The 26,284-nt window shown below is 74.1% G+C and carries 27 protein-coding genes; 17 read left to right on the forward strand and 10 right to left on the reverse strand.

From position 1 onward, the window contains the following. The first annotated feature begins 125 nt into the window (after nucleotides 1–125). Together GV155_RS08530 and GV155_RS08535 are read left to right on the forward strand one after the other, a co-directional pair. The gene (locus GV155_RS08530; RefSeq protein ID WP_160007115.1) at nucleotides 126–542 is read left to right on the forward strand and encodes a BLUF domain-containing protein; all 417 of its coding nucleotides are present in this window, start codon (nucleotides 126–128) and stop codon (nucleotides 540–542) included. Nucleotides 543–645: 103 nt separating this feature from the next. Then, nucleotides 646–1,395 (forward strand): hypothetical protein, encoded by a 750-nt coding sequence (locus GV155_RS08535; RefSeq protein ID WP_160007117.1) that lies wholly within the window; start codon nucleotides 646–648, stop codon nucleotides 1,393–1,395. 77 nt (nucleotides 1,396–1,472) lie between these two features. Here the strand turns inward: GV155_RS08535 and glnA are convergent, their stop codons facing one another. Next, on the reverse strand, nucleotides 1,473–2,888 hold the full coding sequence (gene glnA, locus GV155_RS08540) for a type I glutamate--ammonia ligase (RefSeq protein WP_160007119.1): 1,416 nt from the start codon (nucleotides 2,886–2,888) through the stop codon (nucleotides 1,473–1,475). 181 nt (nucleotides 2,889–3,069) lie between these two features. Here glnA and GV155_RS08545 point away from each other — a divergent pair, with 181 nt between their 5' ends. Then, on the forward strand, nucleotides 3,070–3,492 hold the full coding sequence (locus GV155_RS08545; protein ID WP_236554176.1) for an RDD family protein: 423 nt from the start codon (nucleotides 3,070–3,072) through the stop codon (nucleotides 3,490–3,492). A gap of 190 nt (nucleotides 3,493–3,682) precedes the next feature. Here GV155_RS08545 and GV155_RS08550 read toward each other — a convergent pair whose 3' ends face one another. The 5 genes from GV155_RS08550 to lipB form a co-directional block, all read right to left on the reverse strand. Continuing rightward, on the reverse strand, nucleotides 3,683–4,417 hold the full coding sequence (locus GV155_RS08550) for a DUF4191 domain-containing protein (RefSeq protein ID WP_201300109.1): 735 nt from the start codon (nucleotides 4,415–4,417) through the stop codon (nucleotides 3,683–3,685). A gap of 62 nt (nucleotides 4,418–4,479) precedes the next feature. Then, entirely contained in the window at nucleotides 4,480–5,424 is a 945-nt protein-coding gene (gene lipA, locus GV155_RS08555) for a lipoyl synthase (RefSeq protein WP_160007123.1), read from the reverse strand. A gap of 45 nt (nucleotides 5,425–5,469) precedes the next feature. Continuing rightward, nucleotides 5,470–6,495 carry an ABC transporter permease subunit gene (locus tag GV155_RS08560; RefSeq protein WP_160007125.1) on the reverse strand — a complete coding sequence of 342 codons (1,026 nt, stop codon included), beginning with the start codon at nucleotides 6,493–6,495 and terminating at the stop codon, nucleotides 5,470–5,472. Further along, entirely contained in the window at nucleotides 6,492–7,499 is a 1,008-nt protein-coding gene (locus GV155_RS08565) for an ABC transporter ATP-binding protein (protein WP_201300110.1), read from the reverse strand. The genes GV155_RS08560 and GV155_RS08565 overlap by 4 nt, the downstream gene beginning before the upstream one ends. Nucleotides 7,500–7,587: 88 nt before the next feature. Next, nucleotides 7,588–8,313, reverse strand: a complete 726-nt coding sequence (lipB, locus tag GV155_RS08570) for a lipoyl(octanoyl) transferase LipB (RefSeq protein ID WP_160007127.1) — start codon at nucleotides 8,311–8,313, stop codon at nucleotides 7,588–7,590. Nucleotides 8,314–8,405: 92 nt separating this feature from the next. Between lipB and GV155_RS08575 the strand changes: the two genes are divergently transcribed. After that, nucleotides 8,406–9,095, forward strand: a complete 690-nt coding sequence (locus GV155_RS08575) for a hypothetical protein (RefSeq protein ID WP_160007129.1) — start codon at nucleotides 8,406–8,408, stop codon at nucleotides 9,093–9,095. 42 nt (nucleotides 9,096–9,137) lie between these two features. Here GV155_RS08575 and GV155_RS08580 read toward each other — a convergent pair whose 3' ends face one another. From GV155_RS08580 to lpdA, 3 genes are read right to left on the reverse strand one after another with little or no spacing between them, the layout of a single operon-like run. After that, the gene (locus tag GV155_RS08580) at nucleotides 9,138–10,055 is read right to left on the reverse strand and encodes a TIGR01777 family oxidoreductase (RefSeq protein ID WP_160007131.1); all 918 of its coding nucleotides are present in this window, start codon (nucleotides 10,053–10,055) and stop codon (nucleotides 9,138–9,140) included. Nucleotide 10,056: 1 nt separating this feature from the next. Continuing rightward, nucleotides 10,057–11,847 (reverse strand): 2-oxoglutarate dehydrogenase, E2 component, dihydrolipoamide succinyltransferase, encoded by a 1,791-nt coding sequence (gene sucB / locus GV155_RS08585; RefSeq protein WP_160007132.1) that lies wholly within the window; start codon nucleotides 11,845–11,847, stop codon nucleotides 10,057–10,059. A 57-nt stretch (nucleotides 11,848–11,904) separates the two neighbouring features. Further along, nucleotides 11,905–13,284 (reverse strand): dihydrolipoyl dehydrogenase, encoded by a 1,380-nt coding sequence (gene lpdA / locus GV155_RS08590; RefSeq protein ID WP_160007133.1) that lies wholly within the window; start codon nucleotides 13,282–13,284, stop codon nucleotides 11,905–11,907. Between the two features lie 153 nt (nucleotides 13,285–13,437). Between lpdA and GV155_RS08595 the strand changes: the two genes are divergently transcribed. After that, on the forward strand, nucleotides 13,438–13,827 hold the full coding sequence (locus GV155_RS08595) for a hypothetical protein (RefSeq protein WP_236554178.1): 390 nt from the start codon (nucleotides 13,438–13,440) through the stop codon (nucleotides 13,825–13,827). A 21-nt stretch (nucleotides 13,828–13,848) separates the two neighbouring features. Here GV155_RS08595 and GV155_RS08600 read toward each other — a convergent pair whose 3' ends face one another. Next, on the reverse strand, nucleotides 13,849–15,381 hold the full coding sequence (locus tag GV155_RS08600) for a leucyl aminopeptidase (protein WP_160007134.1): 1,533 nt from the start codon (nucleotides 15,379–15,381) through the stop codon (nucleotides 13,849–13,851). A gap of 74 nt (nucleotides 15,382–15,455) precedes the next feature. Here GV155_RS08600 and gcvT point away from each other — a divergent pair, with 74 nt between their 5' ends. The 12 genes from gcvT (at nucleotide 15,456) to GV155_RS08660 (ending at nucleotide 26,282) form a co-directional block, all read left to right on the forward strand. Beyond that, a complete protein-coding gene (gcvT, locus tag GV155_RS08605; RefSeq protein WP_160007135.1) occupies nucleotides 15,456–16,565 on the forward strand; it encodes a glycine cleavage system aminomethyltransferase GcvT in 1,110 nt (369 codons plus the stop codon). Beyond that, nucleotides 16,565–16,822: a hypothetical protein gene (locus GV155_RS08610; protein ID WP_160007136.1), complete on the forward strand. Its 258-nt coding sequence runs from the start codon at nucleotides 16,565–16,567 to the stop codon at nucleotides 16,820–16,822. Before gcvT ends, GV155_RS08610 begins: the two co-directional genes overlap by 1 nt. Nucleotides 16,823–16,826: 4 nt before the next feature. Then, complete coding sequence (locus GV155_RS08615; protein ID WP_236554180.1) at nucleotides 16,827–17,705, forward strand: PhzF family phenazine biosynthesis protein; 879 nt, start codon at nucleotides 16,827–16,829, stop codon at nucleotides 17,703–17,705. A 10-nt stretch (nucleotides 17,706–17,715) separates the two neighbouring features. Continuing rightward, nucleotides 17,716–18,528 (forward strand): thymidylate synthase, encoded by an 813-nt coding sequence (locus tag GV155_RS08620; protein ID WP_160007137.1) that lies wholly within the window; start codon nucleotides 17,716–17,718, stop codon nucleotides 18,526–18,528. Next, a complete protein-coding gene (locus GV155_RS08625) occupies nucleotides 18,525–19,034 on the forward strand; it encodes a dihydrofolate reductase (protein ID WP_160007138.1) in 510 nt (169 codons plus the stop codon). Before GV155_RS08620 ends, GV155_RS08625 begins: the two co-directional genes overlap by 4 nt. Nucleotides 19,035–19,834: 800 nt before the next feature. Further along, nucleotides 19,835–20,659, forward strand: coding sequence for an amidohydrolase family protein (locus tag GV155_RS08630; RefSeq protein WP_160007139.1), 825 nt, complete (start codon nucleotides 19,835–19,837; stop codon nucleotides 20,657–20,659). A 55-nt stretch (nucleotides 20,660–20,714) separates the two neighbouring features. Beyond that, entirely contained in the window at nucleotides 20,715–21,239 is a 525-nt protein-coding gene (locus GV155_RS08635; protein ID WP_160007140.1) for an MSMEG_0572/Sll0783 family nitrogen starvation response protein, read from the forward strand. Between the two features lie 8 nt (nucleotides 21,240–21,247). Then, the gene (locus tag GV155_RS08640) at nucleotides 21,248–22,345 is read left to right on the forward strand and encodes an MSMEG_0568 family radical SAM protein (protein WP_160007141.1); all 1,098 of its coding nucleotides are present in this window, start codon (nucleotides 21,248–21,250) and stop codon (nucleotides 22,343–22,345) included. Beyond that, nucleotides 22,342–23,814, forward strand: coding sequence for an MSMEG_0567/sll0787 family protein (locus GV155_RS08645; RefSeq protein WP_201300111.1), 1,473 nt, complete (start codon nucleotides 22,342–22,344; stop codon nucleotides 23,812–23,814). The genes GV155_RS08640 and GV155_RS08645 overlap by 4 nt, the downstream gene beginning before the upstream one ends. Continuing rightward, nucleotides 23,811–24,677 (forward strand): carbon-nitrogen hydrolase family protein, encoded by an 867-nt coding sequence (locus GV155_RS08650; protein WP_160007142.1) that lies wholly within the window; start codon nucleotides 23,811–23,813, stop codon nucleotides 24,675–24,677. The genes GV155_RS08645 and GV155_RS08650 overlap by 4 nt, the downstream gene beginning before the upstream one ends. After that, nucleotides 24,670–24,972: an MSMEG_0570 family nitrogen starvation response protein gene (locus GV155_RS08655; protein WP_160007143.1), complete on the forward strand. Its 303-nt coding sequence runs from the start codon at nucleotides 24,670–24,672 to the stop codon at nucleotides 24,970–24,972. The genes GV155_RS08650 and GV155_RS08655 overlap by 8 nt, the downstream gene beginning before the upstream one ends. Next, nucleotides 24,969–26,282 carry an MSMEG_0569 family flavin-dependent oxidoreductase gene (locus GV155_RS08660; protein WP_160007144.1) on the forward strand — a complete coding sequence of 438 codons (1,314 nt, stop codon included), beginning with the start codon at nucleotides 24,969–24,971 and terminating at the stop codon, nucleotides 26,280–26,282. The genes GV155_RS08655 and GV155_RS08660 overlap by 4 nt, the downstream gene beginning before the upstream one ends. The last annotated feature ends 2 nt before the right edge of the window (nucleotides 26,283–26,284 follow it).

Consider the following 26,284-nt stretch of genomic DNA (forward strand, 5'->3'; position numbering starts at 1 on the left):
AACCCCCCGGGGGGTTCCAAGTCGTGTGACTCGTCCCTGACTCGGCTGTTCTGCTGCGCGTCGGTCGGCGCGCGGGTGAGGATGCGGCGTCACCCGTCGCCGTCGCGGAGAAGGTCTTGAAACCCATGCGCTCGCTCACCTACGTCAGCTCCGCCCGCACCCTGTGGACCGAGGCCGAGCTCGACGGGCTGCTCGGCGCCGCCCGGGCGTGGAACGAGCCGCGCGGGCTGACCGGGATGCTGCTGTACAGCGGGGGCAACTTCATGCAGGCGGTCGAGGGCCCGGACGACGAGGTCTCGCAGGTGTTCGACCGGATCAGTGCCGACCGCCGGCACCGTGGCCTGCTCGTGGTGATGGACGACCAGGTCGAGGAGCGTGCCTTCCCGGGGTGGACGATGGGCTACCGGCGTAAGGACGCGGGCGCGCTCGGGCTCGACGGGCACACCGACTTCCTGCGCGACCCCTCCGGCGCGGCCGGCGCCGGCGCCGCCGGCTCGGCGCCGATGGTCGTGCTCGACAGCTTCCGGACGACGATGCGCTGAGCGCGCCAGGAGCGGGCCGCACGACGGCCCGCCGGGGCCCGCGAGCCGCTAGCCTGCGAGCGGACCAGGCCGTCGAGGGACGGTCACCAGGGGAGGCTGCGCCGTGACGACGACCGAGGTCGGGACCGTTCCGGTCCGGCGCGGCCTCGAGCGCCGGCGCCGGTGGTGGGCCGGGGTGGCGTGGGTGCTCCTGCTGGCGCACCTCGTGGCTGTCGCCGCGGTCCTCCTGACGGGCCAGCGTCCGGCCCCGCTGGGAGAGCTCCGCGAGCGCCTGGAGTCGGGCGAGGTGGGTTCGGTGGTCCTTCGCGGCGGCCTGCCGCCGGGGTCGACCGGCTTCTCGGTGGTGGAGGTTTCCTGGCGCGACGGGCTGTTCGAGCGCGTCACCGAGGTCAAGGAGCAGCGGAGCAGGTCGGACCGGGCCCCACGGACCGACCGGGCGTGGTCCTCGACCCTCGTCGACAGCGGGGTGCCGGTCGTCCGTGGATCGCTCGAGCAGGACCTGCTCGCCCGGCAACCGGGCCTCGAGGTCATCAGGGCCGACCCGGAGAGCGGCGCGCACGCCGCGGTCCTGGGCCTGCGGGTGAACGGCCCCCTCGCGCCCGCCCTGCTGGGGCTGGTCCTCGCCGACCTGCTGCTGCTCGCCCTCGGGCCCGAGCCCGTGCGGGCGACGCGGTGGGGGTGGGCGTGGCTGCTGTTCTCCCCGGCGGGCCTGATCGTCGGGGTGGCTCTGCTGCTGCTGGGCGGCCACCTGCGGCTGGTGCCGCGCCCGGCGCCGGGGTCGCGGCGCCTGACCGGCGGCTGGGCGTTCCTGCTGTTCCTCGTCCTGGTGCAGGTCCTCGGCAGCGACGTCTGACCGGGACGCGTCAGCGGCCCAGGACGAATCGAGGCCCCGCCGAGCAGTGCTCGGCGGGGCCTCGATTCGGTCAGGACTCAGATGTCGTAGTAGAGCTCGAACTCGTGCGGGTGCGGCCGCAGCTGCACGGGCAGGATCTCGTTGGTGCGCTTGTACTCGACCCAGTTCTCGATCAGGTCGGGCGTGAAGACGTTGCCCACCGTGAGGAACTCGTGGTCGCGCTCGAGGTTGTCGAGCACGGCGTTGAGCGAGGTCGGCACCTGGTCGATGTCGGCCATCTCGTCCGGCGGGAGCTCGTAGATGTCCTTGTCGATCGGGGCGGGCGGCTCGAGCTTGTTCTTGATGCCGTCCAGGCCGGCCAGCAGCAGCGCCGAGAAGGCGAGGTAGGGGTTGGCCGAGGGGTCGGGGCAACGGAACTCGATGCGCTTGGCCTTCGGGTTCGCACCCGTGATCGGGATGCGCACGCAGGCCGAGCGGTTGCGCTGGCTGTAGACCAGCGAGATCGGGGCCTCGAAGCCGGGCACCAGGCGGTGGTAGGAGTTCACCGTGGGGTTGGTGAAGGCCAGCAGCGACGGGGCGTGCTTCAGGATGCCGCCGATGTACCAGCGGGCCATGTCGGACAGGCCGCCGTACCCGGTCTCGTCGTAGAACAGGGGCTCGCCCTCGTTCCAGATCGACTGGTGGCAGTGCATGCCGGAGCCGTTGTCGCCGAAGAGCGGCTTGGGCATGAAGGTCGCCGAGCGACCGTTGCGCCAGGCCACGTTCTTGACGATGTACTTGAACTTCATCACGTCGTCGGCGGCCTGGAGCAGCTCGGCGAACTTGTAGTTGATCTCCGCCTGGCCGCCGGTGCCGACCTCGTGGTGGGCACGCTCGACCAGCAGGCCGGACTTCTCCAGCTCGATGACCATCTCGTCGCGCAGCTCACCGAAGTGATCGGTCGGCGCGACGGGGAAGTAGCCGCCCTTGTAGGGTGTCTTGTAGCCCAGGCTGCCCTCGGCGCCGGTGTTCCAGGCGCCCTCGATCGAGTCGAGCTCGTAGTAGCCCTTGTTCTGTTTGGTCTCGAAGCGTGCCTCGTCGAAGACGTAGAACTCGGCCTCGGGGGCGAAAAAGGCGGTGTCGCCGACGCCGGTCGTGGTGAGGTAGGACATCGCCTTGCGGGCAATGTTGCGCGGGTCGCGCGAGTAGGCCTCACCGGTGATCGGGTCGTGGATGAAGAAGTTGACGATCAGCGTCTTTGCGGTCCGGAACGGGTCCAGGTAGGCCGTCGTCGGGTCCGGGAACAGCGACATGTCGGACTCGTGGATGGCCTGGAACCCGCGGATCGAGGACCCGTCGAAGCTCAGCCCGTCGTCGAAGACGCTCTGGTCGAACGACGACACCGGCACGGTGAAGTGCTGCATGACGCCGGGCAGGTCGCAGAAGCGGACGTCGACCATCTCGACGCCTTCGTCCTTGACGTACTTGAGCAGCTCTTCGCTGTTCTGGAACATTCGGCCTCCTTGGTCACGCGCGCGCGTCGACCGGTGGATGAGTGCGAGGGGGTGCCCGGGCGGTTCGTACCCCGGGCTGGAGCCCGAACCTAGGCACGGGTGGTTTCTCGACCGTATCGTGATTGTTTCCCCCGTGTTACAGGTCGTCCCGGGGTGGGACGCCCTCACTAGGGTTGGGGTCGTGCCCGTCCAGACCCCGCCCTTCCCCACCGCGTCCTGGGGGCGCCGGATCCTCGCGCTGCTCGTCGACTGGTTCGCCTGCACGCTGGCGGTGATCGGCGTCGTCGGGCTCGACGCCTACACCGAGCCGGGCAGCACCGCCTCGTTCGCCGTGCTCGGCCTGTACGTCGCGGAGACGACGCTGCTGACCTGGCTGGCGGGCGGGTCCTTCGGCAAGCTGGCCACCCGGCTGCGGGTCGTCTGGGCCGGCGGGGGTACGCGCCCGATGAACCCGCTGCGACTGCTGGTGCGTCAGGTGCTGGTCGTCCTCGTCGTCCCGCCCCTGGTGTGGCGCCCCGACGGCCGCGGGCTGCACGACCTGGCCGCCGGGACCTGCACGATCACGCTGGACACGTACCGGAGCCTGGGCGCCGGCCGCGCCTGACGGAGGCCGCTGGTCGAGGTGTGAGTGCCGCTGGGCCGGAGCCTCGGGACCGGGCGCTGGGTCTCGTGACGCTCGCTTCGCTCGCTCCTCGACCACCGGGGTGGCGGTCGTTCGTGGTCCACCGGGGTGACGCTCGCTTCGCTCGCTCCTCGACCACCGGGGTGGTCGTTGTTCGAGCACCCCTGGAGGGTCAGCGGCCGCGCATGTTGCCGCGCATGCCCTTCATGTTCTGCGGGACCGGGCCCTTGGGCATCGGCACGGCGGAGCGGCGGGCGTCGAGCGCCTTGAGGCGGTGCAGCACGTCGGTGATCTCGGCCGGCTTGACCTTGCGGCCGAGCTTCCTGACCTTCTTGACCAGCTGGGGGAGCGGGACCTGACCCTCGGCGTTGCCGCACTGCATCTCGTGCACGGGCGTGCCGGCGGCGACGCGCTCGTGCTTGCGGCGCTCCTCGTTGAGCATCCCGCGCAGGCGGGTGGGGTTGCCCTCGCCGACCAGGACGATGCCCGGGGGGCCGACCACGCGGTGCACGACGTCCTGCTGACGGTTGAACGCGACCATCGGGTCGGTCTTCCACCCCCGGCGCAGCATCGTCAGCGCGCTCGCGCCGGCGCCGGTCTGGCCCTCCATCCGGGCGTATGCCGCGGCCTGGGCGCGGCGGCCGAAGACGAGCAGGGCCCCGAGGATGCCGAGCAGGATCCCGCCGACCACGGCGAAGACCGTGCTGATGGTGCCGTCGCCGGGGAGCAGCCAGAAGAGCGCGAAGCCGACCAGACCGGCGAGCAGGAACGACCCGAGCAGCCACAGGCCGATCTTCGGGTCGGTCTGCTTGGTCATCGAGTAGGTCGCCACGATCTGCTGACGGCGGCTCATCGTCGACGGGTCGTTCGGGTCGATCGCCTGCTTCTGCTTCTTCTTGCGGGCCATGGTCGGGCTGGTCCTCGAGTTCCTCGCGCGGGTGGGTCGGTCAGGCCCGGTCGGGCCGAGCGTCAGACGGTGGCGCCCTGGCGGGCGTCCATCGCCTGACGGTACAGCCGTCCGGCGCGGTAGGACGAGCGGACGAGCGGGCCCGACAGGACGCCGGAGAACCCGATCTCCTCGGCCTCGGTCGCCAGCTCCACGAACTCCTCGGGCTTGACCCACCGCTCGACGGGGTGGTGGCGGGCCGAGGGGCGCAGGTACTGCGTGATCGTGATCAGCTCGCAGCCGGCCTCGTGGAGGTCGCGCAGCGCCTGCGAGACCTCCTCGCGGGTCTCGCCCATCCCCAGGATCAGGTTGGACTTGGTGACCAGGCCGAAGTCGCGGGCGGAGGTCAGCACGCCCAGCGAGCGCTCGTAGCGAAAGGCCGGGCGGATCCGCTTGAAGATCCGCGGCACGGTCTCGACGTTGTGCGCCAGCACCTCGGGACGGGACTCGAAGACCTCGGCGAGCTGCTCGGGCACGGCGTTGAAGTCCGGGATCAGGTTCTCGACACCGGTGCCGGGGTTGAGCTCGTGGATCTGCTTGACCGTCTCGGCGTAGAGCCAGGCGCCGCCGTCGGGGAGGTCGTCACGGGCGACGCCGGTGATGGTGGCGTACCGCAGACCCATCGTCCGCACCGACTCGGCGACGCGGCGCGGCTCGTCGCGATCGAGCGCCTGCGGCTTGCCGGTGTCGATCTGGCAGAAGTCGCAGCGGCGGGTGCACTGGTCACCGCCGATGAGGAAGGTGGCCTCGCGGTCCTCCCAGCACTCGTAGATGTTGGGGCAGCCGGCCTCCTGGCACACCGTGTGGAGGCCCTCGGCCTTCACCAGCTTCTTCAGCTCGGTGTACTCCGGGCCCATCGAGGCCTTCGTCTTGATCCACTCGGGCTTGCGCTCGATGGGGGTCTCGGCGTTGCGGACCTCCAGACGCAGGAGCTTGCGACCGTCGGGGGCGGTGGAAGAGGTCGTCACGTCGGTCAACTGTACGCCCGGGGGCCCGACCCTCCGGGTGCGGACTCAGGCCACGTCGCGACGACCGAAGGAGACCAGCGACGCGCCGCCGGCGATCAGGAGGAGCCCGCCGAGGTAGACCACCGCGTCGGTGCGGTCGACGACCACGACGCACCCCGCGGCCACCCGGGCGTCCCGGTCGCCGCGGACGTCCTGGCAGGACGCGTCGAACTGCGGGAACGACAGCGGACCGGTCAGCCAGGCCAGCGCGTTGTACTGCGGCTGCAGGCGCTCGTTGCCGTCGATCCCGCTGACCGACAGCAGCAGCGGCACGACGACCGCGGCGACGAAGAGCAGCCCCAGCGTGGCCACCGTGCTGCGCATCAGCATGGTGAGGAAGTACCCGCCGAGGCCGGCCCCGGCCACCAGGAGCACCCCGCGCCACGACTGCGACCACACCAGGCCGGGGACGGCGTCGCCGACCGGCTCCCCGCGCAGCGAGGCCAGGCCGGCCAGCCCGCCCCAGAACGCGGCGAGCACGACGGCGGCGAGGACCAGCCCGACCAGCAGGACCGCGAGCCCCTTCGCGGCCCAGGTACGGGTGCGCCGGCTCTCCACGAGCAGCTGGTTGCCCATCGAGCCGGTGTTCCAGTCGTGGCCGGCGAAGGTGGCGCCGACCAGGATCATCAGCAGGCCCAGCACCGTGACGACCGCGACCCCGACGGTGTCGGCGTAGACCCGACCCAGGTCGAGCGGGCTGCGCTGCAGGAACCAGTCGACCTGGGGCAGGCTCTGCTCCTCGCAGGCCGCGGCCACCGCGGCCGGGTCGTCGAGGTCCGCGACGCGGGGGCCCACGCCGTACCGCTCGGGGCGCTCGGTGCAGCGCTCGAGCTGCCGCTGGTAGTAGGGCTGCTCGACCTCGCGCGCGACCTGCTGCTCGGCGCGCTCCAGCTCCGCGTCGGTGACCGGACGGGTCTGCCAGCCGATGACCACCGCGATGGCCAGCGGGACGACGACGGCGGCCACCAGCAGCAGGACGACCGCGCGGCGCCACCGCAGCCGCGTCAGCTCCACCCGGGTCGCGCGGATCACTGGACGCCCCCGTCCGTCGTGGTGCCGTCCGTCGTGGTGCCGCCCTGCGTGCCGCCCAGCGTGTCGGCGGAGGTGAGCTCGAGGAACACCGTCTCCAGGTCGCGGCGCAGCGGGACCAGCTCGGTGAGCCACACCCCGGCCCCGCCCAGCGCCCGGTTGAGGGCGGCGGGGTCGTCGGCCTCGACGACCCGGGCGGCGGGGTCGGTGTCGGGGCGGGCGCTGTAGCCGCCGGCCGCCAGGGCCCGGTCGAGCTGGTCGGTCCCGGCCGCCCGCACCCGCCAGGTCGACGTGCCGGTGCCGGCGACGAGGTCGTCGACACGGCCGCTGGCCAGCATCCGGCCCCGGCCGATGATGGTGGCCGCGTCGCACACCTGCTGCACCTCGGCCAGGATGTGGCTGGAGAGCAGCACCGTGACCCCGCTGCTGCCGAGGTCGCGGATGGTCTCGCGGATCTCCCGGATGCCGGCGGGGTCGAGGCCGTTGGTGGGTTCGTCCAGGATCAGCAGCTCGGGCTCCTTGAGCAGGGTCGCGGCGATGGCCAGGCGCTGCTTCATGCCCAGGGAGTAGCCGCGGTAGCGGTCCGTGCCGCGCTGACCGAGACCGACGGTCTCCATGGCCTCGTCGACGCGAGCGTCGGGGGCACCGATCCCACGGGAGAGCAGCAGCAGGTTCTGGCGTCCGGTGAACCCGGGGGAGAACTTCGGCGACTCCACCACCGCGCCGACCCGACCCATCACGACCGGCAGCCGGCTCGGCACCGGCTCCCCGAGCAGGCGCATCGTCCCGGCGGTGGGTCGGGCCAGCCCCAGCAGCATCCGGATCGTGGTGGTCTTGCCCGAGCCGTTGGGGCCGAGGAAGCCGTGGACGCCGCCCCGGGGGACCGCGAGGTCGAGGTCCTGCACCGCCACGTGGTGGCCGTGCCGCAGGCTGCGGAACTCCTTGCGCAGACCGCGCGTGGCGATCACCAGGTCCCCGGTGTCGCCCGGGTCGGCGAGGTCGCTCACGGCTGCTCCGTCCCGCCCGGGCGCCCGCCCGGGTCCGGCGCGAGTCAAGCAGCCCGGGACCCCGGACCCGCTGCGACGCGCGGACGGGTCAGAGGCTGAGGACCTGCACCCGTGGCCCGCGGCCGGGCTCGGGGCGCGGCTCGTAGTCGGGCGTCGGCTCGTAGGCCTCCCACGCGAGGAGGTCGCTCAGGTGCCGCTCGACGTGGGGGAGGACCTCGTCGATGCCGACGTGCCGGTCGAGCTCGCGGCTCAGGCTGGTGACCCCGGCGTCGGCGATGCCGCAGGGGACGAACCGGTCGTACCAGCCGAGGTCGACGTCGGCGTTGAGGGAGAAGCCGTGCATGGTCACCCCGCGCGAGACGCGGATGCCGAGGGCGGCGACCTTGCGCTCCGGGCCGCGGTCGTCGGCGCGCAGCCACACGCCGCTGCGGCCCGGGATGCGGGCCGTGGTGACGCCGAGCTCCCCGCAGGCGCGGATCAGCGCCTCCTCGACGCGTCGCACGTAGTCGACGACCTTGACGTGGTCGGGCAGCCGCACCACCGGGTAGCCGACCAGCTGGCCCGGGCCGTGGAAGGTGATCTTGCCGCCGCGGTCGACGTCGATCACGTCGGCGCCCCCCGCGTCGACGGGCTTCTCGTGCTCGTCGGTGCGCTTGCCGCAGGTGAAGACCGGCGGGTGCTCCAGGAGCCAGACGGTGTCGGGCAGCGACCCGTCGACGACCGCGGCGTGCAGCACGCGCTGGCGGTCCCAGGCGGCGCGGTAGTCCACGGCGTCGGGTCCGAGGCCGTCGCGGAGGTACGCAGGGGTGCTCACGTCGGTCGAGGCTACTCCGCGGACGAGGGGTGCCCGCGGGGCCTGTGGAGAGCCGCAGCGGCGTCGGCCGCGTCCGGGGTAGGAACGGGGGCATGCGCCACGTCGCCCGCCGTCCGAGCACCCACGTGCGGTCCTGGGCGCCCCGGCTCGCCCTGCTCGGCTCCGGCCTGGCCGCGCTCGTCGTGGCCGGGGTGGTGCTGCTGTCCGCGACCGGGACGCCGGGAGGGGCGGGGTTCCTCGGGCTCGGCGCGGGGGAGCCCGAGCCCCGGCTGGCCGCCGCGGACGGTCCGGTCCCGCCGGAGGAGGAGGACGAGCCCGAGGGCCGGCAGGCGCTCGCCGCCGGCGCCGCCCCGGTCCGCGCACCGCCGCCCGGCGGAGCCGCCGCCCCGAGCGCCGTGCGGTGGTCGGCCGGGCTGCTGAGGACGTGGGACCAGGCCCGGGAACGGGCCTGGCAGGCCGCCGACGCCGGCGCCCTGGCAGCGCTCTACGTCCCCGGGTCGACCGCCGGGGAACGCGACGCCGCGCTGCTGGAGCGGTGGCGGGCGGCCGGGGTCGAGGTCCGGTCGCTGCGGCTGCGGGTCGACGCGCTCGAGGTGGTCGCCCTCGACCGGCGGCGCGCCGTGCTGGAGGTCACCGACCGGCTCCGCGTGCACGCGGTGGCCGACGCGGCGCCGGGGGTGCTGCGGCTGGGGCGGGACCGCCCGAGCACGCGGGTCGTGGAGCTGCGCCGTGACGGCACCACCTGGCAGGTGGCCGAGGTGGTGCCGGCCGGGACCCCGTGAGGGGCCCCGGCCGGACCACGCCGTCGACGGGTCAGCGGCAGGTCAGCGCCGGCGGGCCAGCCCGCTGGCGACCACCGCGGTGACGTCGGGGTCGGCGAAGGTGAAGCCGCTGTCGAGCAGCGCCTGCGGGCGCACGTTGAGCGAGTTCAGCAGCTCGGTCGACAGGTCGCCCGCACCGACCTTGAGCAACGGCGCCGGCACGGCCGCGAACGACGGCCGGTGCAGGGCCGAGGCCAGGGCCCGGGTGAACGCGGCGTTGGTCGGGGTGTCGACGCAGCACAGGTTGACCGGGCCGGAGACCGAGTCGTGCTCGGCCAGGTGGACCACCGCGCCCACCCAGTCGCGCAGCGAGATCATCGCCATGTGCTGGCGCCCGCTGCCCAGGCGTCCGCCGAGGCCGAGCTTGAACAACGGCCTCAGCAGGCTCAGCGGCGGTGCGGCCGCGTCCATCACCGGGGCCGTGCGCAGCACGCACACCCGGGACCCGGCCGCCCGCGCCGGCTCGGCCGCCGCCTCCCACTCCCGGGTCACCTCGGTCAGCAGGCCGTGCCCGCGGGAGTCCGAGGACTCCGTGAGCAGGGCGTCACCGTGGTCGCCGTAGTAGGAGATCCCGTTGCCGGCCAGGAACGCCGGGGGAGCGGCGCCGCCCGCCGCCGCGGAGGCGACGGCCTCGGCCAGCACCGTGGTCGTGGTGATCCGGCTCTCCCGCAGGTCCCGGGCCCACTTCTTGGAGTGCGGGTTGCCGGCGGTGGGCGAGCCCGCGAGGTTGATCACCACGTCGGACGCGGAGACCACCGCGGCGTCGACCTCGCCGGCGTACGGGTCCCAGGTGGACTCCCCGGGACCCTCCGCGGGGCGCCGGACCAGCCGGGTGACCGTGTGGCCCCGGGTGGTCAGCGCCTCGCGGAGCTGGGTGCCGAGGAAGCCGGAGCCCCCGGCGAGGACGACGCGCAGCGTCATCTCAGACCTCGAACTGACCGGACTGGAGCCGGGCCTTGACGTCGGCCAGGAAGCGGCCGGCGTCAGCGCCGTCGACGAGGCGGTGGTCGTAGGTCAGCGCCAGGTAGACCATGTGGCGCACCGCGATGGTCTCGCCGAGGTTGGCGTCGTCGATGACGACCGGCCGCTTCACGACCGCACCCGGGCCGAGGATCGCGACCTGGGGCTGGTTGATGATCGGGGTGTCCCACAGGGCCCCGACGCTGCCCAGGTTCGTGATCGTGAACGTGCCGCCGGACAGCTCGTCGGGACCGATCTTGTTGGTCCGGGTGCGCTGCGCGACGTCGGCGATCTTCTTCGACAGGCCGGCGATCGAGAGGTCGCCGGCGTCCTTGACCACCGGGGTCAGCAGACCCTTGTCGGTGTCCACCGCGAACGCGACGTTCTCGCGGTCGAAGTAGGTCACCTCGCCCTTCTCGGCGTCGATCGTCGCGTTCAGCTTCGGGTGCTCCTTGAGCGCGTCGATCGCAGCCTTGGCGAAGAACGGCAGGTAGGACAGCTTCACGCCCTCGCGGGCCAGGAAGTCGGCCTTCACCGCGTCGCGCAGGCGCGCGATGTTGGTGACGTCGACCTCGACCACCTGGGTCAGCTGGGCCGAGGTGTGCAGCGAGTCCAGCATCCGCTCGGAGATGATCTTGCGCAGCCGCGTGATCTTCTCCGTGGTGCCGCGCAGCGGCGAGGGGGTCGGCTTCGCACCGGACGCCGCCGGGGCGGAGGCGGCGGCCGGGGCGGCGGGCGCCGCCGCGGGTGCGGGCTCCTCGGCCTTCTTGGCGGCGTCCAGGACGTCCTGCTTGCGGATCCGTCCGCCGACGCCGGAGCCGGTCACCGAGGACAGGTCGACGTCGTGCTGGGCGGCGAGCTTGCGCACGAGCGGGGTGACGTACTGGCCCGGGTCCTCGCTGCGCGAGGGCTTCTCGGCGGCGGGCTCGGACGGCTCGGTCTGCTTCGTCGGCGCGGGCGCCTCCTCGGTGGCCGTCTTCTTCTGCTCCGGCTCGGGCTCGGGGGCCTTCTCCTGCGGGGTCTCCTTCGCCTCGGGCTCGGGCTCCGGCTCCGGCTCGGGCTCCGGCTCCGGCTCCGGCTCGGGCTCGGGGGAGCTCTGCGCGGGCTCGCCGGAGCCGACGAGGGCCAGCTCGGCGCCGATCTCGACGGTCTCGTCCTCGGCGACCTTCTGCTCCAGCAGGGTGCCGGCCACGGGCGAGGGGACCTCGGTGTCGACCTTGTCGGTCGAGACCTCCAGCAGCGCGTCGTCGACGGCGACCTCGTCACCGACCTGCTTCAGCCAACGGGTGACGGTGCCCTCGGTGACGGACTCGCCCAGCTCGGGGAGCTTCACGACGGTCGCGTCGCCGCCCCCGCCGGAGGACGGCTTCGCGGCGGGCGCCTCGGCGGGCTCGTCGGCCTCGTCGGACGAGGCCTGCGGCTCCTCGGTGCTGGGCTCCGGCTCCGGCTCGGGCTCGGGCTCGGGCTCCGGCTCGGGGTCGCTCGACCCACCGTCGTCGGAGGAGGACGCCTCGTCGGAGTCGCCGACGAGGGCGAGCAGGCCGCCCACCTCGACGGTGTCGTCCTCGGCGACCTTCTGCTCCAGCAGGGTGCCGGCCACGGGGGAGGGGATCTCGGTGTCGACCTTGTCGGTCGAGACCTCGAGGAGGGCGTCGTCGACGGCGACCTCGTCACCGACCTGCTTCAGCCAGCGGGTGACGGTGCCCTCGGTGACGGACTCGCCCAGCTCGGGGAGGTTGACTTCGGTGGCCATGGGGTTCCTTCGGTGCAGTGGGTACGGGTGGCTCGTGGCGGTCGGGTGGGCGGTGGCTCAGCCGTGCGCGTGCAGCGGCTTGCCGGCGAGGGCGAGGTGGGCCTCGCCGAGCGCCTCGTTCTGGGTGGGGTGGGCGTGCACCAGCGGGGCGACGTCCTCGGCGTGCGCCTCCCAGCCGTAGATCAGCTGGGCCTCGCCGATCAGCTCGCCGACGCGCTCGCCGACGAGGTGGACGCCGACGACGGGTCCGTCGGTGCGGCGGACGAGCTTGACGAAGCCCTGGGTCTTGAGGATCTGGCTCTTGCCGTTGCCCCCGAGGTCGTAGGTCAGGGTCTCGACGCCGTCGGCGCCGTGCTGCGCGACGGCCTGCTCCTCGGTGAGCCCGACCGAGGCGACCTCGGGGTGGGAGTAGGTCACGCGGGGCACGGCGAGCTCGTCGACCGGGGCCGGGTCGAGGCCCGCGATCTCCTCGGCCACGAACATGCCCTGCGCGAAGCCGCGGTGGGCCAGCTGGAGGCCGGGCACGATGTCGCCGACGGCCCACAGGCCCTCGACGCCGGTGCGGCAGCGCTCGTCGGTGACCACGAAGCCCCGGTCGAGGGTGACGCCGTGCTCCTCGTAGCCGAGGTCCTCGGTGACGGGCGCGCGGCCGACGGCGACGAGGACCAGCTCGGCCTCGATGACGTCACCGCCCTCGACGGTGACCGCGACGCCGTCGTCGGTCTCCTTCAGGCTCTGGAACGGGGTCGAGGTGCGCACGGTGATCCCGCGCTTGCGGAAGGCGCGCTGCAGCGCGGCCGACGACGCGGCCTCCTCGCCGGCGACGAGCCGCGGCAGGGCCTCGAGGATCGTCACCTCGGCGCCGAAGCTGCGCCAGACGCTGGCGAACTCGCAGCCGATCACGCCGCCGCCGAGCACCACGACCGAGGCCGGCACGTGCCCGAGGCGCAGGGCGTCCTCGGAGGTCAGCACCCGGGTGCCGTCGACCTCGAGGCCGGGCAGGACGCGGGGGCGGGAGCCGGAGGCCAGCACGACGTGGCGGGCGGTGTACGCCGTGCCGTCGACCGTGACCTCGTGCGGGCCGGTCAGCCGGCCGGTCCCGGCGACGGTGGTGATGCCGCGACCCTTCACCAGCCCGGTCAGGCCCTTGTGCAGGCGGGAGACGACGCCGTCGCGGTAGGTGTTGACCGCCGGCACGTCGATGCCCTCGAGCGTGGCGCGCACGCCGAACTGGCCGGCGTCGCGCGCGGAGTCGGCGACCTCGGCGGCGTGCAGCAGCGCCTTGGTGGGGATGCAGCCCACGTGGAGGCAGGTGCCGCCGACCTTGTCCTTCTCGACCAGGGCGACGGTGAGTCCGAGCTGGGCGGCCCGCAACGCGCAGGCGTACCCCCCCGAGCCCGCGCCGAGGACGAGCACGTCGAAGTCCGGTCCGGGCACGCTGGTCCTCTCGCTGCGGGCGGTGGGCGCCGGCCGCCAGGGTCGGCGGGGCCCATCCTTGCACTTCCCACCAGGGTCCTGACCAGGGGCCGCAGGGGTGTGGCGTGCGGCGTTGCGCGCGGATGACCTGGGGCGGCAGGGCAGACTGGGGGCATGGCGATCTGGGACCGCTTCCGCGGCGGTGGGCGTACGAAGATGAGCAGACCCGCCAAGGACGGCGCACGCACGGGCTCGACCCGGGTGCGTGCGGCGTCCCGCGTCGACGAGCAGCACCTGCTCGAGTTCGTCACCGCACGCCACGGCGTCGAGGGCTTCGTCGAGCCGCGCACCGCGGTCAGCGAGGTGACGCTGCTGCTCGTCGCGCACGACGGCGAGTGGACCCGGCGCCGGGTGCCGTCGATCGGGTGGGCGCACGACTTCTGCAACCACCACCAGGTCCCGTCGTACGACGCCGGCCTGGTCGGCATCCCGCAGCGGATGCGCGACTGGAACTCGCGCGAGCACAAGCGCCAGAAGGAGCAGCGCCGCCAGCTCGGCCTCTGAGGGCCGAGCCGGCGGCCGGTCTCAGCCCTGGTCGGCCAGGCCGCGGACCAGCTCGACGAGGGTCGAGACGCCGTACCCGGTGCCGCCGGCGGTGACGTGGCCGTGCGCGGAGCTGCCGAAGGCGGGCCCGGCGATGTCGAGGTGCGCCCAGGGGCGCCCGGCGACGAACTCGCGCAGGAAGGCCGCGGCGTAGAGCCCGCCGCCCCAGCGCACCCAGTCGACCTGCGCGAGGTCGGCGACCTTGCTGGTGCGGACCCGCTCGTGCATCTCCTCGGGGATCGGCATCGGCCAGGACTCCTCGCCGGCGGCCAGCGCGGCCGCGCGCATCCGGGCCACGACCTCGTCGTCGCCCATCACCCCGGCGACCTTGTCGCCGAGCGCGACGACCATGGCGCCGGTCAGGGTGGCGACGTCGACGACGAGGTCGGGCTCGCCCTCCCCGGCCTTGACCAGGGCGTCGGCCAGCACCATCCGGCCCTCGGCGTCGGTGTTGAGGACCTCGACGGTGCGCCCGCCGTAGATCGTCACGACGTCGCCGGGGCGGGTCGCGTCGGAGCCGAGCATGTTCTCGGCCATCGCGGCGTACGCCGTGACCCGCACCGGCAGCCGCAGCGCGGCGACCGCGAGCGTGGCGGCGACGACCGCGGCGGCGCCGGCCATGTCGGACTTCATCTCGTGCATGCCCTGGGCCGGCTTGATGGACAGCCCGCCCGAGTCGAAGGTGATGCCCTTGCCGACCAGGGCCAGGTGGGTGGTGGCGCCCTTGGGGGCGTAGCTCAGCTCGACCAGGCGCGGCGGCTCGGAGGAACCGCGGCCGACGCTGATCAGGCCGCCGAAGCCCTGCGCGGCGAGCTGCTCCTCGTCCCAGACGGTGACCCCGACCTTGGGGGTCCCGCGGCCGTGGGCGTGCTCCTTGACGAAGTCGCTGCCGGCGGCCTCCACGGCGCGGGCGAAGGTGGGCGGGCGGAGGTCGCCGGGGGGCGTGTTCACCCAGTCGCGGGCGGTGGCCACGGCGGCGGCCACGACGCGGGCCTCCTCGAAGGCGGTGACGGTCGGCTTCTTGCGGGCGTCGGCGGTCAGGACCACCACGTCGGCCGGGTTGTCGTCGGTCTTCGCGGCGGTGCCGTCCTTGCCGGTGCCCTTGTAGGCGGTGAAGGCGTAGGAGCCGAGGAGGTAGCCCTCGGTGACCGCGCGGACCTCGGCGGGGCTCGTGGCCGGCAGGGCCAGGGCGAGGGACACGGCGTTGGTCGCGGCGCGGGCGGCGCTGCCCGCGGCGGCGCGGAGCGCGGTGGTCGAGACCTCGGGTCCGAGCCCGACCAGCAGTAGGACGGGGGAGGAGATGGTGCCCGCGGTGGGGATCCGGGTGACCTCCCCGGCCTTGCCGGTCACGCCGAGCGAGGCCAGCATCGGGCTGAGCTTGCGGCCCCAGGCCTTGGCGACGTCCTCGCCGCCGGGGGCGACCTCGGGACGGTCGTCGCCCTGGACCAGGCCGACCACCACGACGTCGGCTCGGGTCTTGGCGGGGCTGGCGGAGCGGAGGGTGTAGGTCGTCACCGACGAAGGATAGCGGGGGCGCCCTGCACCGCCGCAGGGCTCCGGGGGGTGCCCGCTGCGCTAGGTTTCCGGGCATGTCCGACGACGCATCGCTGCTCTCCCCGCTGCACGACCGGCACCTCGCGCTGGGCGCCAAGCTCTCGGAGTTCGGGGGGTGGAGCATGCCGCTGGAGTACCCCACCGGCGTCGTCGCCGAGCACACCGCGGTGCGCACCGGCGTGGGCCTCTTCGACGTCAGCCACCTCGGCAAGGCCACCGTGACCGGGCCGGGCGCGGCGGCGTACCTGAACGCGACCCTCAGCAACGACCTCGGCCGGATCGGGCCGGGCCGGGCGCAGTACACGCTGTGCTGCGATGACGAGACCGGCGGCGTGGTCGACGACCTGATCGTCTACTACCGCAGCGACGAGGACCTCCTGCTCGTCCCGAACGCCGCCAACACCGCCGAGGTGGTGCGCCGGCTCCGCGCCGGCGCGCCCGCCGGGGTCGAGGTCACCGACCGGCACCGCGACTACGCCGTGCTGGCCCTGCAGGGCCCGCGCAGCGACGAGGTGCTGGCCGCGGTCGGCCTGCTCGGTGGCTTCCCCTACATGAGCTTCGGCGAGCAGCACCTCGCCGGTGGTCCGGTCACGGTCTGCCGCACCGGCTACACCGGCGAGCGCGGCTACGAGCTGGTGGCCCCGAACGAGGTCGCCGGCGACCTGTGGGACGCGCTGCTGGCGGCCGGGGAGGCGTACGGCATCACGCCCTGCGGCCTCGGCGCCCGCGACACCCTGCGCACCGAGATGGGCTACCCGCTGCACGGCCAGGACGTCTCGATGGACATCACGCCGGTCCAGGCCCGCCTGGGCTGGGCCGTCGGGTGGAAGAAGGAGGCGTTCTGGGGCCGCGACGTGCTGCTCGCCGAGCGCGAGGCCGGCCCGCGTCGGCGCCTGTACGGCCTGCGGGCCACCGGCCGCGGCATCCCACGCCCGGGCATGGGCGTCTCGCTGACCGCCGACGTCCTGCTCGGCCAGGTCACCTCGGGCACCTTCTCGCCCACCCTGCGCACCGGCATCGGCCTCGCGCTGCTGTCCACGGTCGTCGAGGACGGCGGCCAGGTCGGCGTCGACGTGCGCGGCCGCCGCGAGGTCTTCGACGTGGTGCGCCCGCCCTTCGTCGCCACGACGGTCCGGGAGGACTGATGAACCTGCCCGAGCAGCCCGCGACCTTCCGCCCCGCCGTCGAGGGCGACCGCGCCTGGTGGTGGCGCTTCGAGGACGCTGCCGGCGCCGAGGTCGACGTGCCCGAGGAGTACGCCGGTCAGCGGTTCGCCAACCAGGGCGACGCCGAGTCCTGGGTCGGCGAGGTGTTCGCCGCGCTCGCCGCCGAGGGTGTCGAAGCGGTGACGCTGCTCGAGGACCAGCGGCGGGTCTACGGCCCGATGTCGCTGCATCCCTGACCCGGTGCGCGCCGTGGGGTCGTACCGCTTCTCCCAGGTCGACGTCTTCTCCGACGCCCCGCTGCTCGGCAACCCGGTGGCGGTGGTCCACGACGCCGACGACCTGAGCGAGGAGCAGATGGCCGCGTTCGCGCGGTGGACCAACCTGTCCGAGACGACCTTCCTGCTGCGCCCGACGGTCGCCGGCGCGGACTACCGGCTGCGGATCTTCACCCCGGGCGCGGAGCTGCCGTTCGCCGGGCACCCGACGCTCGGCTCGGCCCACGCCTGGCTCGAGGCCGGTGGGGTCGCGGCCGCGCCCGGCAGGGTGGTGCAGGAGTGCGGCGCCGGGCTGGTGGTCGTGCACCGCGGTGCCGGTGACGACGGTGGTGGGGGACGGCTGGCCTTCGAGGCCCCGCCGCTGCTGCGGTCGGGGCCGGTCTCGGCCGATGACCTGGCCCGGGTACGCCGCGCGCTGCGGCTGGACGAGGCCGCCGTCGTCGACGCGGCGTGGGTGGACAACGGCCCCGGCTGGGTCGGGGTGCTGCTGGGCAGCGCGGCGGAGGTGCTCGCGGTCGAGCCGGACTGGTCGGTCTTCGGCGACCTCGACGTCGGGGTCGTGGGGGCGTACCCGCCCGGCGCGGAGGCCGCCGTCGAGGTGCGCGCGTTCTGCCCCGGGCTGGGCGTGGTGGAGGACCCGGTGACCGGCAGCCTGAACGCCGGGCTGGGGCAGTGGCTCGCCGGGGACGTGCTCCCCGCGTCGTACGTCGCCTCGCAGGGCACCGCCCTCGGCCGCCGCGGGCGCGTGCACGTCGACCGGGTCGGCGAGGTGGTGCGGGTCGGCGGTGCGACGCGGACCACCGTGGCCGGGCACGTGGACCTCGGCGGGCCCGCCGCGGAGTAATCTCGGGCGCATGCAGGCCTACCTCGACCTCCTCACGCGCGTGCTCGACGAGGGCGTCGAGAAGTCCGACCGGACCGGGACCGGCACCCGCAGCGTCTTCGGCCACCAGCTGCGCTTCGACCTGACCGCGGGGTTCCCGCTGGTCACCACGAAGAAGGTGCACACCCGCTCGGTGTTCGGCGAGCTGATCTGGTTCCTGCGCGGCGACACGAACGTGAAGTGGCTCCAGGACCGCGGGATCTCGATCTGGGACGAGTGGGCCGACGAGCACGGCGACCTCGGCCCGGTCTACGGCGCGCAGTGGCGCAGCTGGCCCACCCCGGACGGCCACCACGTCGACCAGCTCGCCCGCGTCGTCGAGCAGCTGCGGGCCGACCCCGACTCGCGACGCCACGTCGTGTCGGCCTGGAACGTCGCCGACATCCCGCAGATGGCGCTCGCGCCCTGCCACGCGCTGTTCCAGTTCTACGTCGCACCGGCCGACGACGGCGGCCCGGCGCGGCTGTCGTGCCAGCTCTACCAGCGCTCGGCCGACGTGTTCCTCGGCGTGCCGTTCAACATCGCGTCGTACGCCCTGCTGACCCACCTGGTCGCGCAGGTCGTCGGGCTGCGGGTGGGCGACTTCGTGCACACGATGGGCGACGCGCACCTCTACTCCAACCACCTCGAGCAGGCCCGCCTCCAGCTGACCCGCGAGCCGCGCCCGCTGCCGACGCTGCGGCTGGACCCGTCGGTGACCACGCTCGACGGCTTCGACCTCGAGCACGTCGCGGTCGAGGGCTACGACCCGCACCCGGGGATCAAGGCGCCGATCGCCGTATGACCCCCGGTGGCAGGAGGGTCGTCCTAGTCGCCGCTGTGGCGCAGAACGGCGTCATCGGCGACGGCCCCGACATCCCGTGGCGGATCCCGGGGGAGCAGGCCACGTTCAAGCGGCTGACGCTCGGCCACGTGCTGCTGATGGGGCGTACGACGTACGAGTCGATCGGCCGCCCGCTGCCCGGGCGCACCACCGTCGTGCTCACGCGCGACCCGTCCTGGACCGCCGACGGCGTCCTGGTCGCCCACGACCTCGACCAGGCGCTGGCCCTGGCCGACGGCGTCGCCGGGCCGGGCCCCGACGGCGGGGACGTCGAGGTGATGGTCGCCGGCGGAGCCCAGGTCTACGCCGCCGCGCTGCCGGTCGCCGACGCCCAGGTGCTGACCGAGGTGCGGCAGTCGCCACCCGGCGACGTCCACTACCCGGCCTTCGACCGGACCGTCTGGCACGAGGAGCGCCGCGAGCCCCTCGACGGCTTCGACCGCGTGTGGTGGACCCGCCGCCCCTAGCCCCCGGTGGTCGAGGAGCGAGCGGTGGCGCCGGTGGTCGAGGAGCGAGCGCCAGCGAGCGTCACGAGACCAGGTCTCCCCGGTGGTCGAGGAGCGAGCGCCAGCGAGCGTCACGAGACCGGGCACGCCGCGGGGCCGGTCAGGTCGTGATCCGATGTCACCAGGTGGCACCAGATCGCGAGCTGGGTCTCGTGACGCTCGCTTCGCTCGCTCCTCGACCACCGGTGGTTGGCGCTTGTTCCTCGACCACCGGTGGCTGACCCTCGCTCCTCGACCACCGGTGGCTGACGAGGGCGTCGGCCCGGTGGCCCCGGTGGTCGAGGAGCGAGCGCCAGCGAGCGTCACGAGACCTCGACCTGCGGATTTCACGTACCTGGTGCGTGAAACGGTCAGGTCGACGAGCGGGCGGTGGCCCCGGTGGTCGAGGAGCGAGCGCCAGCGAGCGTCACGAGACCAGGCACGCCGCGGGGCCGGTCAGGTCGTGATCCGGTGTCACCAGGTGGCACCAGATCGCGAGCTGGGTCTCGTGACGCTCGCTTCGCTCGCTCCTCGACCACCGACGCTGGTGCGGCCGGTGGGGTCCCCGGTGCGGCGGTACGGCTGCTGCTGGGGTCTCGTGACGCTCGCTTCGCTCGCTCCTCGACCACCGGGGCTGGCGCTCGCTCCTCGACCGCCGCCGCGGGGGCGGTAGGCGCCGGAAACGTGGGCGGGGGACAGGTCACACGATCCTTACGTCCCCGGTCCGGCTCCGCATTCCTCTCGAAACCATTCCGAAACGATCGGCGCGCAGTGTCGTCGTCATGGGGAAGCACATCGACGACGCGCACCGCCACATCGGCGTGCTGCCGGCGTACCCGTTCTACGGCGGGCCGCCGGTCCGGCCGGACACGACCGCCAAGGCCACGGTCCGGGACTTCCTGGCCTCGCTCGACGCCGAGGGCGTCGAGCGGGCGCTGGTGCTGCCGAACTACGGCGTGCCCGACCCGCAGGTCGCCTTCGACCTGAACGCCCTGGCGCTCGAGGCGGCGCAGGCCGACGACCGGGTGCGGTGCGGCCTGTGGGTCTCGCCGAAGGCCTCGGACGCGGCGCGCAACGACGACGCCCTCGCCCTCGTCGGCGAGGAGGGGGTGGCCGCGCTCAAGACCAGCTTCCTGCTCGGCGGCGACCCCGACGACCCGGACTGCGCCGAGCAGCTCGACCGGATCTTCACGACCGCGGCCGCGCACGACCTCGTCGTGCACGTGCACACCAGCCCCGGCGCCGCCTCCGACGTCGACCGGATCGGCCACCTGGTCGACCGCTACGGCGACGACACCCGGATCCACCTCGTGCACCTCGGGGGCGGGATGAGCGGTCACCTCAAGCTCATCGGTGGCCGGCTCTTCGACTGGATCGAGGCCGGCAAGCAGGTCTACACCGACACCTCGTGGGCCATCGGCTTCGCCCCGACCTGGCTGGTCGCCGAGATCGAGCGGCGCGGGGTCGGCCACGACCGCGTCCTGTTCGCCACGGACACCCCCTGGGGCGACTTCGCCGGCGAGCACGCCCGCCTGAGCGCGGCCGCCGGCGACGGCGACCTCGCCCGCACCTTCTTCACCGAGAACTTCGAAGCCCTCTACGGCTGAGAGCAGCACCACCCGGCCCCACCCACCAGCACCGACCCGACCCACAGGAGAAGCGATGCCCGCGTTCGACGACGAGATCATGGCCAACATCGAGAAGTCCGTGGGGGAGATCCCGCACCCCTCGCAGGCCAAGGGGACGAACCTCTACGGCTCGACCAAGATCTTCCCCGACTACCAGGCCTCCGAGGGCCAGAGCTACCTGACGCTGGTGCACGGCATCCCGCACGAGTCGTCGGTCAGCTTCGTCGCCGTCCTCCAGGCCACCCGAGCGCTGCGCAAGGGCTTCGAGTCGGCGCTCTACTTCTACGGCCCCGGCGCCCTGGCCTGCATGGACACCCGCGGCTTCCCGACCACCGGGGACGTGGCCTTCCCCGGCAACCAGAACATGAACGACTCCGTGAAGACCTTCATCGCCGAGGGCGGCACGGTCTTCTGCTGCCGCTTCGGGCTCGCCCTGCACGGCTGCCGCGAGGAGGACGTGATCGAGGGCGTCATCCCGGCGCACCCGCTCGACGTCCAGGACGCGGTCATCCACTACGCCAACAAGGGCGCCATCATCAACTCCGTCTACAACCTCTGAGGCGCGAGATGGCCGCGCCGCACACCCCGTCCCCGCGCTCGACCCGCGTCGACGTCGCGATCCAGGGCATCCGCCTGCTCGACGCGCCCGTCGCGCGTCGCGCCGGCGCAGGCCCCAGCGACGACGGTCACGTGCTCCTCGACGGCGTCGGCGCGGCCGTCCCGCTCAACCCCCGCAGCCCCTACTCCGTGAGCGGTGGGCGCCTCCTGCTCGACGGTGCCGACACCGGGATGGGCGTCGAGTCGGTGGCCCGCCCCCGGTTCTACGACCTCACCACCGCCGACGGCGTGCCCTACGAGAAGCTCGCCCGCCTGCACTCCGCCAACGTGCTGGCCACCACGGTCGTGCAGACCTGCGTGCGCTACGAGGAGGCCGAGCGCTGCCGGTTCTGCGCGATCGAGGAGTCGCTGCGCCAGGGCTCGACCGTCGCGGTCAAGACACCGGCCCAGGTCGCGGAGGTGGCCCAGGCGGCGTACCAGCTCGACGGCATCCGCCAGATGGTGATGACCACCGGCACCTCCAACGGCCGCGACCGCGGCGCCACCCACCTCGCCCGCTGCGTGCGCGCGGTCCGCGAGGTGCTGCCCGACCTGCCGATCCAGGTGCAGTGCGAGCCGCCCGGCGACCTCGCCACGATCCAGGAGCTGTACGACGCCGGTGCCCGCTCGATCGGCATCCACGTCGAGTCGCTCGACGACGACGTACGCCGCCGCTGGATGCCCTCCAAGGGCGTCGTGCCGATGGCCGAGTACCGCGCGGCCTGGGCCGAGGCCGTCCGCGTCTTCGGCTGGAACCAGGTCTCGACCTACCTGCTGATCGGGCTCGGCGAGGACCCCGACGAGCTCGTCGCCGGCGCCCGCGAGCTGATCGCCCTGGGTGTCTACCCCTTCGTCGTGCCGTTCCGTCCCCTGGCCGGCACGCTGGCCACCGATGTCGACGGCGTCGGCGCCCCGCCCCACGAGCTGGTCTACGACGTCACCTCCCGCGTCGCCGAGGCCCTGCGCGAGGCCGGGATGGCCGGGGCCGACCAGGCCGCCGGCTGCGCGGCCTGCGGCGCCTGCTCGGCCCTCGGCGCCTGCCCGTCGGCCGCGGAGCAGGCGTCGTGACCGGGCTGGTCGGCGACGTCGTCCTCACCGGACGCCCGCGCACCCCCGCCGCCGTCGACCCCGAGGCGTACGTCGTCGTGCCCGCCGCCGGCGCCGACCTCGCCGCCTACCGCCGGCTGCGCCACGACGTGTTCGTGGCCGAGCAGGGCCTCTTCGCCACGACCGACGCGGACGACGTCGACGACGACCCCCGCACCCGCGTGCTCGTCGCCCGCTCCCCGGACGGCGACGTGCTCGGCGGGGTCCGGGTCCACCCCGCGCACCACCCTGCGGTCGCCCCGGGACGCGACCCGGGATGGTGGCGGGGCTCGCGCCTGGTCGTCGCCCCCGGCGCCCGCCTCGGGCTGGGGGTCGGTGCCTCCCTCGTGCGCGCGGCCTGCGCCGAGGCCGAGTCGGCCGGGGCCCTGCGCTTCGACGCCACCGTGCAGGCGCAGAACGAGGTGCTGTTCCGCCGCCTCGGCTGGCAGGTCCGCGGCCACACCCACCTGCACGGCCACCCCCACGTCGAGGTCGACTGGCCGGTCGCCCGGGTGCAGCGGCTGGTGGCCTCGACCAAGGCCGCGCTCGGCGGGCTGCTCGACGGCCTCGTCGCGAGCCCGGCCGGGTTCCTCGGCGACGACGCCTCACCGGTGCCCGGCAGCGACCTGGTGGCCGCCTGCGACGCGATCCTGCCCGCGATGGTCGAGCGCGACCCGGAGTGGGCCGGCTGGTGCGCGGTCCTGGTCAACGTCAACGACCTCTGCGCGATGGGCGCCACGCCCGTCGGGCTGCTCGACGCCGTCGCCGGGCGCGACGCCTCCTTCACCCGCCGCATCCTGCGCGGGCTCGGCGAGGCCTCCCGCGCCTGGGGCGTGCCGGTCCTCGGGGGGCACACCCAGACCGGTGTCCCCGCCGCCCTCTCGGTCACCGCGCTGGGCCGCGTCGCCTCGCCCGTCCCCGGCGCCGGCGGTCGCCCCGGCCACGCGGTGCGGGTCACCGCCGACCTCGGCGGCGGCTGGCGACCGGGCTACACCGGCGCCCAGTGGGACTCCTCCTCCCACCGCACGTCCGCCGAGCTGCAGTCGCTGGCCGGGGTCGTCCCGACCTTGGCCCCGGCCGCCGCCAAGGACGTCTCCATGGCCGGTCTCGTCGGCACGGTGGGCATGCTCGCCGAGGCCGGCGGCTGCCGCGCCGTGCTCGACGTCGCCGACGTCCCCGCCCCGGCCGACGCCGCGGCCGGCGACTGGCTGACCTGCTTCCCCGGCTTCGCCGTCGTCACCACCGACGCCCCGTCCCGCACGCCCGGCGCGCCCGGCGACGCCCTCCCCGGCTTCCTCACCTCCGCGACCTGCGGCGCGCTCGAGGCCGGTACGGGCGTCGGCCTGCGCTGGCCCGACGGCGTGGTCACCGAGGCCGTGGCCGCCGGGGTCACCGGGCTCGGCGCGGCCGGCCGTACGACCCTCCACCCCCATCGAGAGGACCACCGATGAGCACCAGCGTGGCGGCTGTCGCCGCCGGTTTCAGCCGGGACCTGGAGGCCGACCTGGCCCAGGTCGAGACCCTCACCGCCCAGGCCAGGGCACGCGGGGTGTCCGTCCTGGCGCTGCCCGAGGCCTGCCTCGGCGGCTACCTCTCGGCCCTGGGGCGGGGCCGCGACGGCACCCACGATGAGGCGCCCGACTCGCTGCCCCCGGTCCTCGAGCTCGACGGACCCGAGCTGCGGCGCGTCGCCGCGGCCGCGCGGGAGATGACGCTGGTGGTCGGGTTCTGCGAGGCGGACGGGCCCCGGCGCTACAACAGCGCCGCCGTCGTCAGCGGCGAGGGCGTGCTCGGGGTGCACCGCAAGGTCCACCAGCCGCTGGGGGAGGACCTGCACTACGAGGCTGGGGAGGACCTGCGCGCCTTCGACACGCCGGCCGGCCGGGTCGGGGCCCTGATCTGCTACGACAAGGCGTTCCCCGAGTCGGCCCGCGCCCTGGCCCTCGACGGCGCCGGGATCATCGCCTGCATCTCGGCCTGGCCGGCCTCGCGCACCGCCACCGCCGGCTCGATCGTCGAGGACCGGTGGACCCACCGCTTCAACATCTTCGACCAGGCCCGCGCCCTGGAGAACCAGGTCGTGTGGCTGGCCTCCAACCAGGCCGGCACGTTCGGCTCGCTGCGCTTCGTCTCCCACGCCAAGGTCGTCGGCCCGGGCGGGGACGTGCTCGCCTCCACGGGCGCCGACGCCGGGATGGCCGTGGCCACCCTGGACGTCGACGACGTCCTCGGCACCGCGCGCCGCTCGATGTTCCACCTCGGCGACCGCCGCCCGGAGCTCTACGACTACGACCGGGTGGCCGCGCATGCCTGAGATGAGCTTCGCCGTCCGCTGGCCCGACGGCCGGGTGGAGGAGTGCTACTCGCCGTCGCTGGTGGTGCACGACCACCTCGCCGCGGGCGCGACCTACACCGTCACCGAGCTGACCGACCGTGCCGCCCGCGCGATGGCCACCGCCAGCGACCGGGTCCGCGAGCGGTACGGGTTCGCCTGCACGTCCGCGGCCGCCACCACCGCCCAGGTCCGTCGTTCCGCCGCGGCCTACGACCCCACCGCCCTCGTCGAGGTGGTCGCGATGTGGCCACCGCTCCCGGAGGAGACCCGATGACCCCGTCCCACCAGACCGGCCCGTCCGACCGGACCGGCCCGACCGAGCACCACGAGGTCGTCGTCGTCGGCGGTGGCCAGGCGGGGCTGTCCACCAGCTGGTGCCTGACCCGCGACGGCGTCGACCACGTCGTGCTCGAGGCCCGCACCCTGACGCACGAGTGGACCGACAGCCGCTGGGACTCCTTCACCCTGGTCACGCCCAACTGGCAGTGCCGGCTGCCGGGCTACGCCTACGACGGCCCCGACCCCGACGGCTTCATGACCCGCGAGGAGGTCGTGGCCTGGCTGGCCGGCTACCCCGCCACCTTCGGCCCGCCGGTGCGCGAGCACACGGCGGTGACCCGGCTCGCCGAGCGTGACGGCGGCGGGTTCGAGCTCACCGCCCACGGTCCCGACGGCCCGGCGACCATGACCGCCGACCACGTCGTGGTGGCCACCGGCGGCTACCACCTGCCGATCGTCCCGCCCTGGGCGCCCGCGCTCGACCCGGCGGTCACCCAGCTGCAGTCGGCGGACTACCGCCACCCCGGCCAGCTGCCCGACGGCGCCGTCCTGGTCGTCGGCTCCGGGCAGTCCGGCGCCCAGATCGCCGAGGACCTCCACCTCGCCGGCCGCCAGGTCCACCTCGCGGTCGGCGACGCGCCCCGGGTGGCGCGCCGCTACCGCGGCCGCGACGTCATGACCTGGCTCTGCGACATGGGGCTCTACGACACCCCGGTCGCCTCCTACCCCGGCGGCTCCGCCGCGCGGGAGAAGACCAACCACTACGTCACCGGCCGCGACGGTGGCCGCGACATCGACCTCCGCGCGTTCGCCGCCGACGGGATGCGCCTCTACGGCCTGCTCGAGGGCGGCGAGGACACCCAGGTCCGCTTCCTGCCCACGCTCACCGCGGCGCTCGACGCGGCCGACGCGACGTACCGCTCCATCAACCGCGACGTCGACCGGTTCGTCGAGCGGGAGGGCCTCGACGCGCCCCCGGCCTCCTCCTACGAGCCCGTCTGGGCGCCGGAGGAGGACCCGGCCGTCCTCGACCTGGTGGCCGAGGGCGTCACCAGCATCGTGTGGGCCATCGGCTACCGCGCCGACTACCGCTGGGTGGACGTCGGCGTCTTCGCCGGCAACGGCCGCCCCGCCCACACCCGCGGCGTCACCGCCGTGCCCGGCCTCTACTTCCTCGGCCTGCCCTGGCTGCACACGTGGGGCTCGGGGCGGTTCTTGGGCATCGCCGCGGACGCCGAGCACGTCGTCTCCTGCATCACCGGGTCCCGCCGTACGGCCGCGCCCGCGACGGCCCGGGTCGGCTGAGA

The organism is Nocardioides sp. AX2bis, assembly GCF_902506435.1.
Taxonomy (GTDB): Bacteria; Actinomycetota; Actinomycetes; order Propionibacteriales; family Nocardioidaceae; genus Nocardioides.

What these genes read in the sequence shown, in the direction of transcription:
- GV155_RS08530 (WP_160007115.1), top strand. Translation starts at nt 126, where the DNA reads ATGCGCTCGCTCACCTACGTCAGCTCCGCCCGCACCCTGTGGACCGAG.
- glnA (WP_160007119.1), bottom strand. Translation starts at nt 2,888, where the DNA reads ATGTTCCAGAACAGCGAAGAGCTGCTCAAGTACGTCAAGGACGAAGGC.
- GV155_RS08550 (WP_201300109.1), bottom strand. Translation starts at nt 4,417, where the DNA reads ATGGCCCGCAAGAAGAAGCAGAAGCAGGCGATCGACCCGAACGACCCG.
- GV155_RS08575 (WP_160007129.1), top strand. Translation starts at nt 8,406, where the DNA reads ATGCGCCACGTCGCCCGCCGTCCGAGCACCCACGTGCGGTCCTGGGCG.
- GV155_RS08580 (WP_160007131.1), bottom strand. Translation starts at nt 10,055, where the DNA reads ATGACGCTGCGCGTCGTCCTCGCCGGGGGCTCCGGCTTCCTCGGCACC.
- sucB (WP_160007132.1), bottom strand. Translation starts at nt 11,847, where the DNA reads ATGGCCACCGAAGTCAACCTCCCCGAGCTGGGCGAGTCCGTCACCGAG.
- GV155_RS08595 (WP_236554178.1), top strand. Translation starts at nt 13,438, where the DNA reads ATGGCGATCTGGGACCGCTTCCGCGGCGGTGGGCGTACGAAGATGAGC.
- gcvT (WP_160007135.1), top strand. Translation starts at nt 15,456, where the DNA reads ATGTCCGACGACGCATCGCTGCTCTCCCCGCTGCACGACCGGCACCTC.
- GV155_RS08610 (WP_160007136.1), top strand. Translation starts at nt 16,565, where the DNA reads ATGAACCTGCCCGAGCAGCCCGCGACCTTCCGCCCCGCCGTCGAGGGC.
- GV155_RS08620 (WP_160007137.1), top strand. Translation starts at nt 17,716, where the DNA reads ATGCAGGCCTACCTCGACCTCCTCACGCGCGTGCTCGACGAGGGCGTC.
- GV155_RS08625 (WP_160007138.1), top strand. Translation starts at nt 18,525, where the DNA reads ATGACCCCCGGTGGCAGGAGGGTCGTCCTAGTCGCCGCTGTGGCGCAG.
- GV155_RS08630 (WP_160007139.1), top strand. Translation starts at nt 19,835, where the DNA reads ATGGGGAAGCACATCGACGACGCGCACCGCCACATCGGCGTGCTGCCG.
- GV155_RS08635 (WP_160007140.1), top strand. Translation starts at nt 20,715, where the DNA reads ATGCCCGCGTTCGACGACGAGATCATGGCCAACATCGAGAAGTCCGTG.
- GV155_RS08640 (WP_160007141.1), top strand. Translation starts at nt 21,248, where the DNA reads ATGGCCGCGCCGCACACCCCGTCCCCGCGCTCGACCCGCGTCGACGTC.
- GV155_RS08650 (WP_160007142.1), top strand. Translation starts at nt 23,811, where the DNA reads ATGAGCACCAGCGTGGCGGCTGTCGCCGCCGGTTTCAGCCGGGACCTG.
- GV155_RS08655 (WP_160007143.1), top strand. Translation starts at nt 24,670, where the DNA reads ATGCCTGAGATGAGCTTCGCCGTCCGCTGGCCCGACGGCCGGGTGGAG.
- GV155_RS08660 (WP_160007144.1), top strand. Translation starts at nt 24,969, where the DNA reads ATGACCCCGTCCCACCAGACCGGCCCGTCCGACCGGACCGGCCCGACC.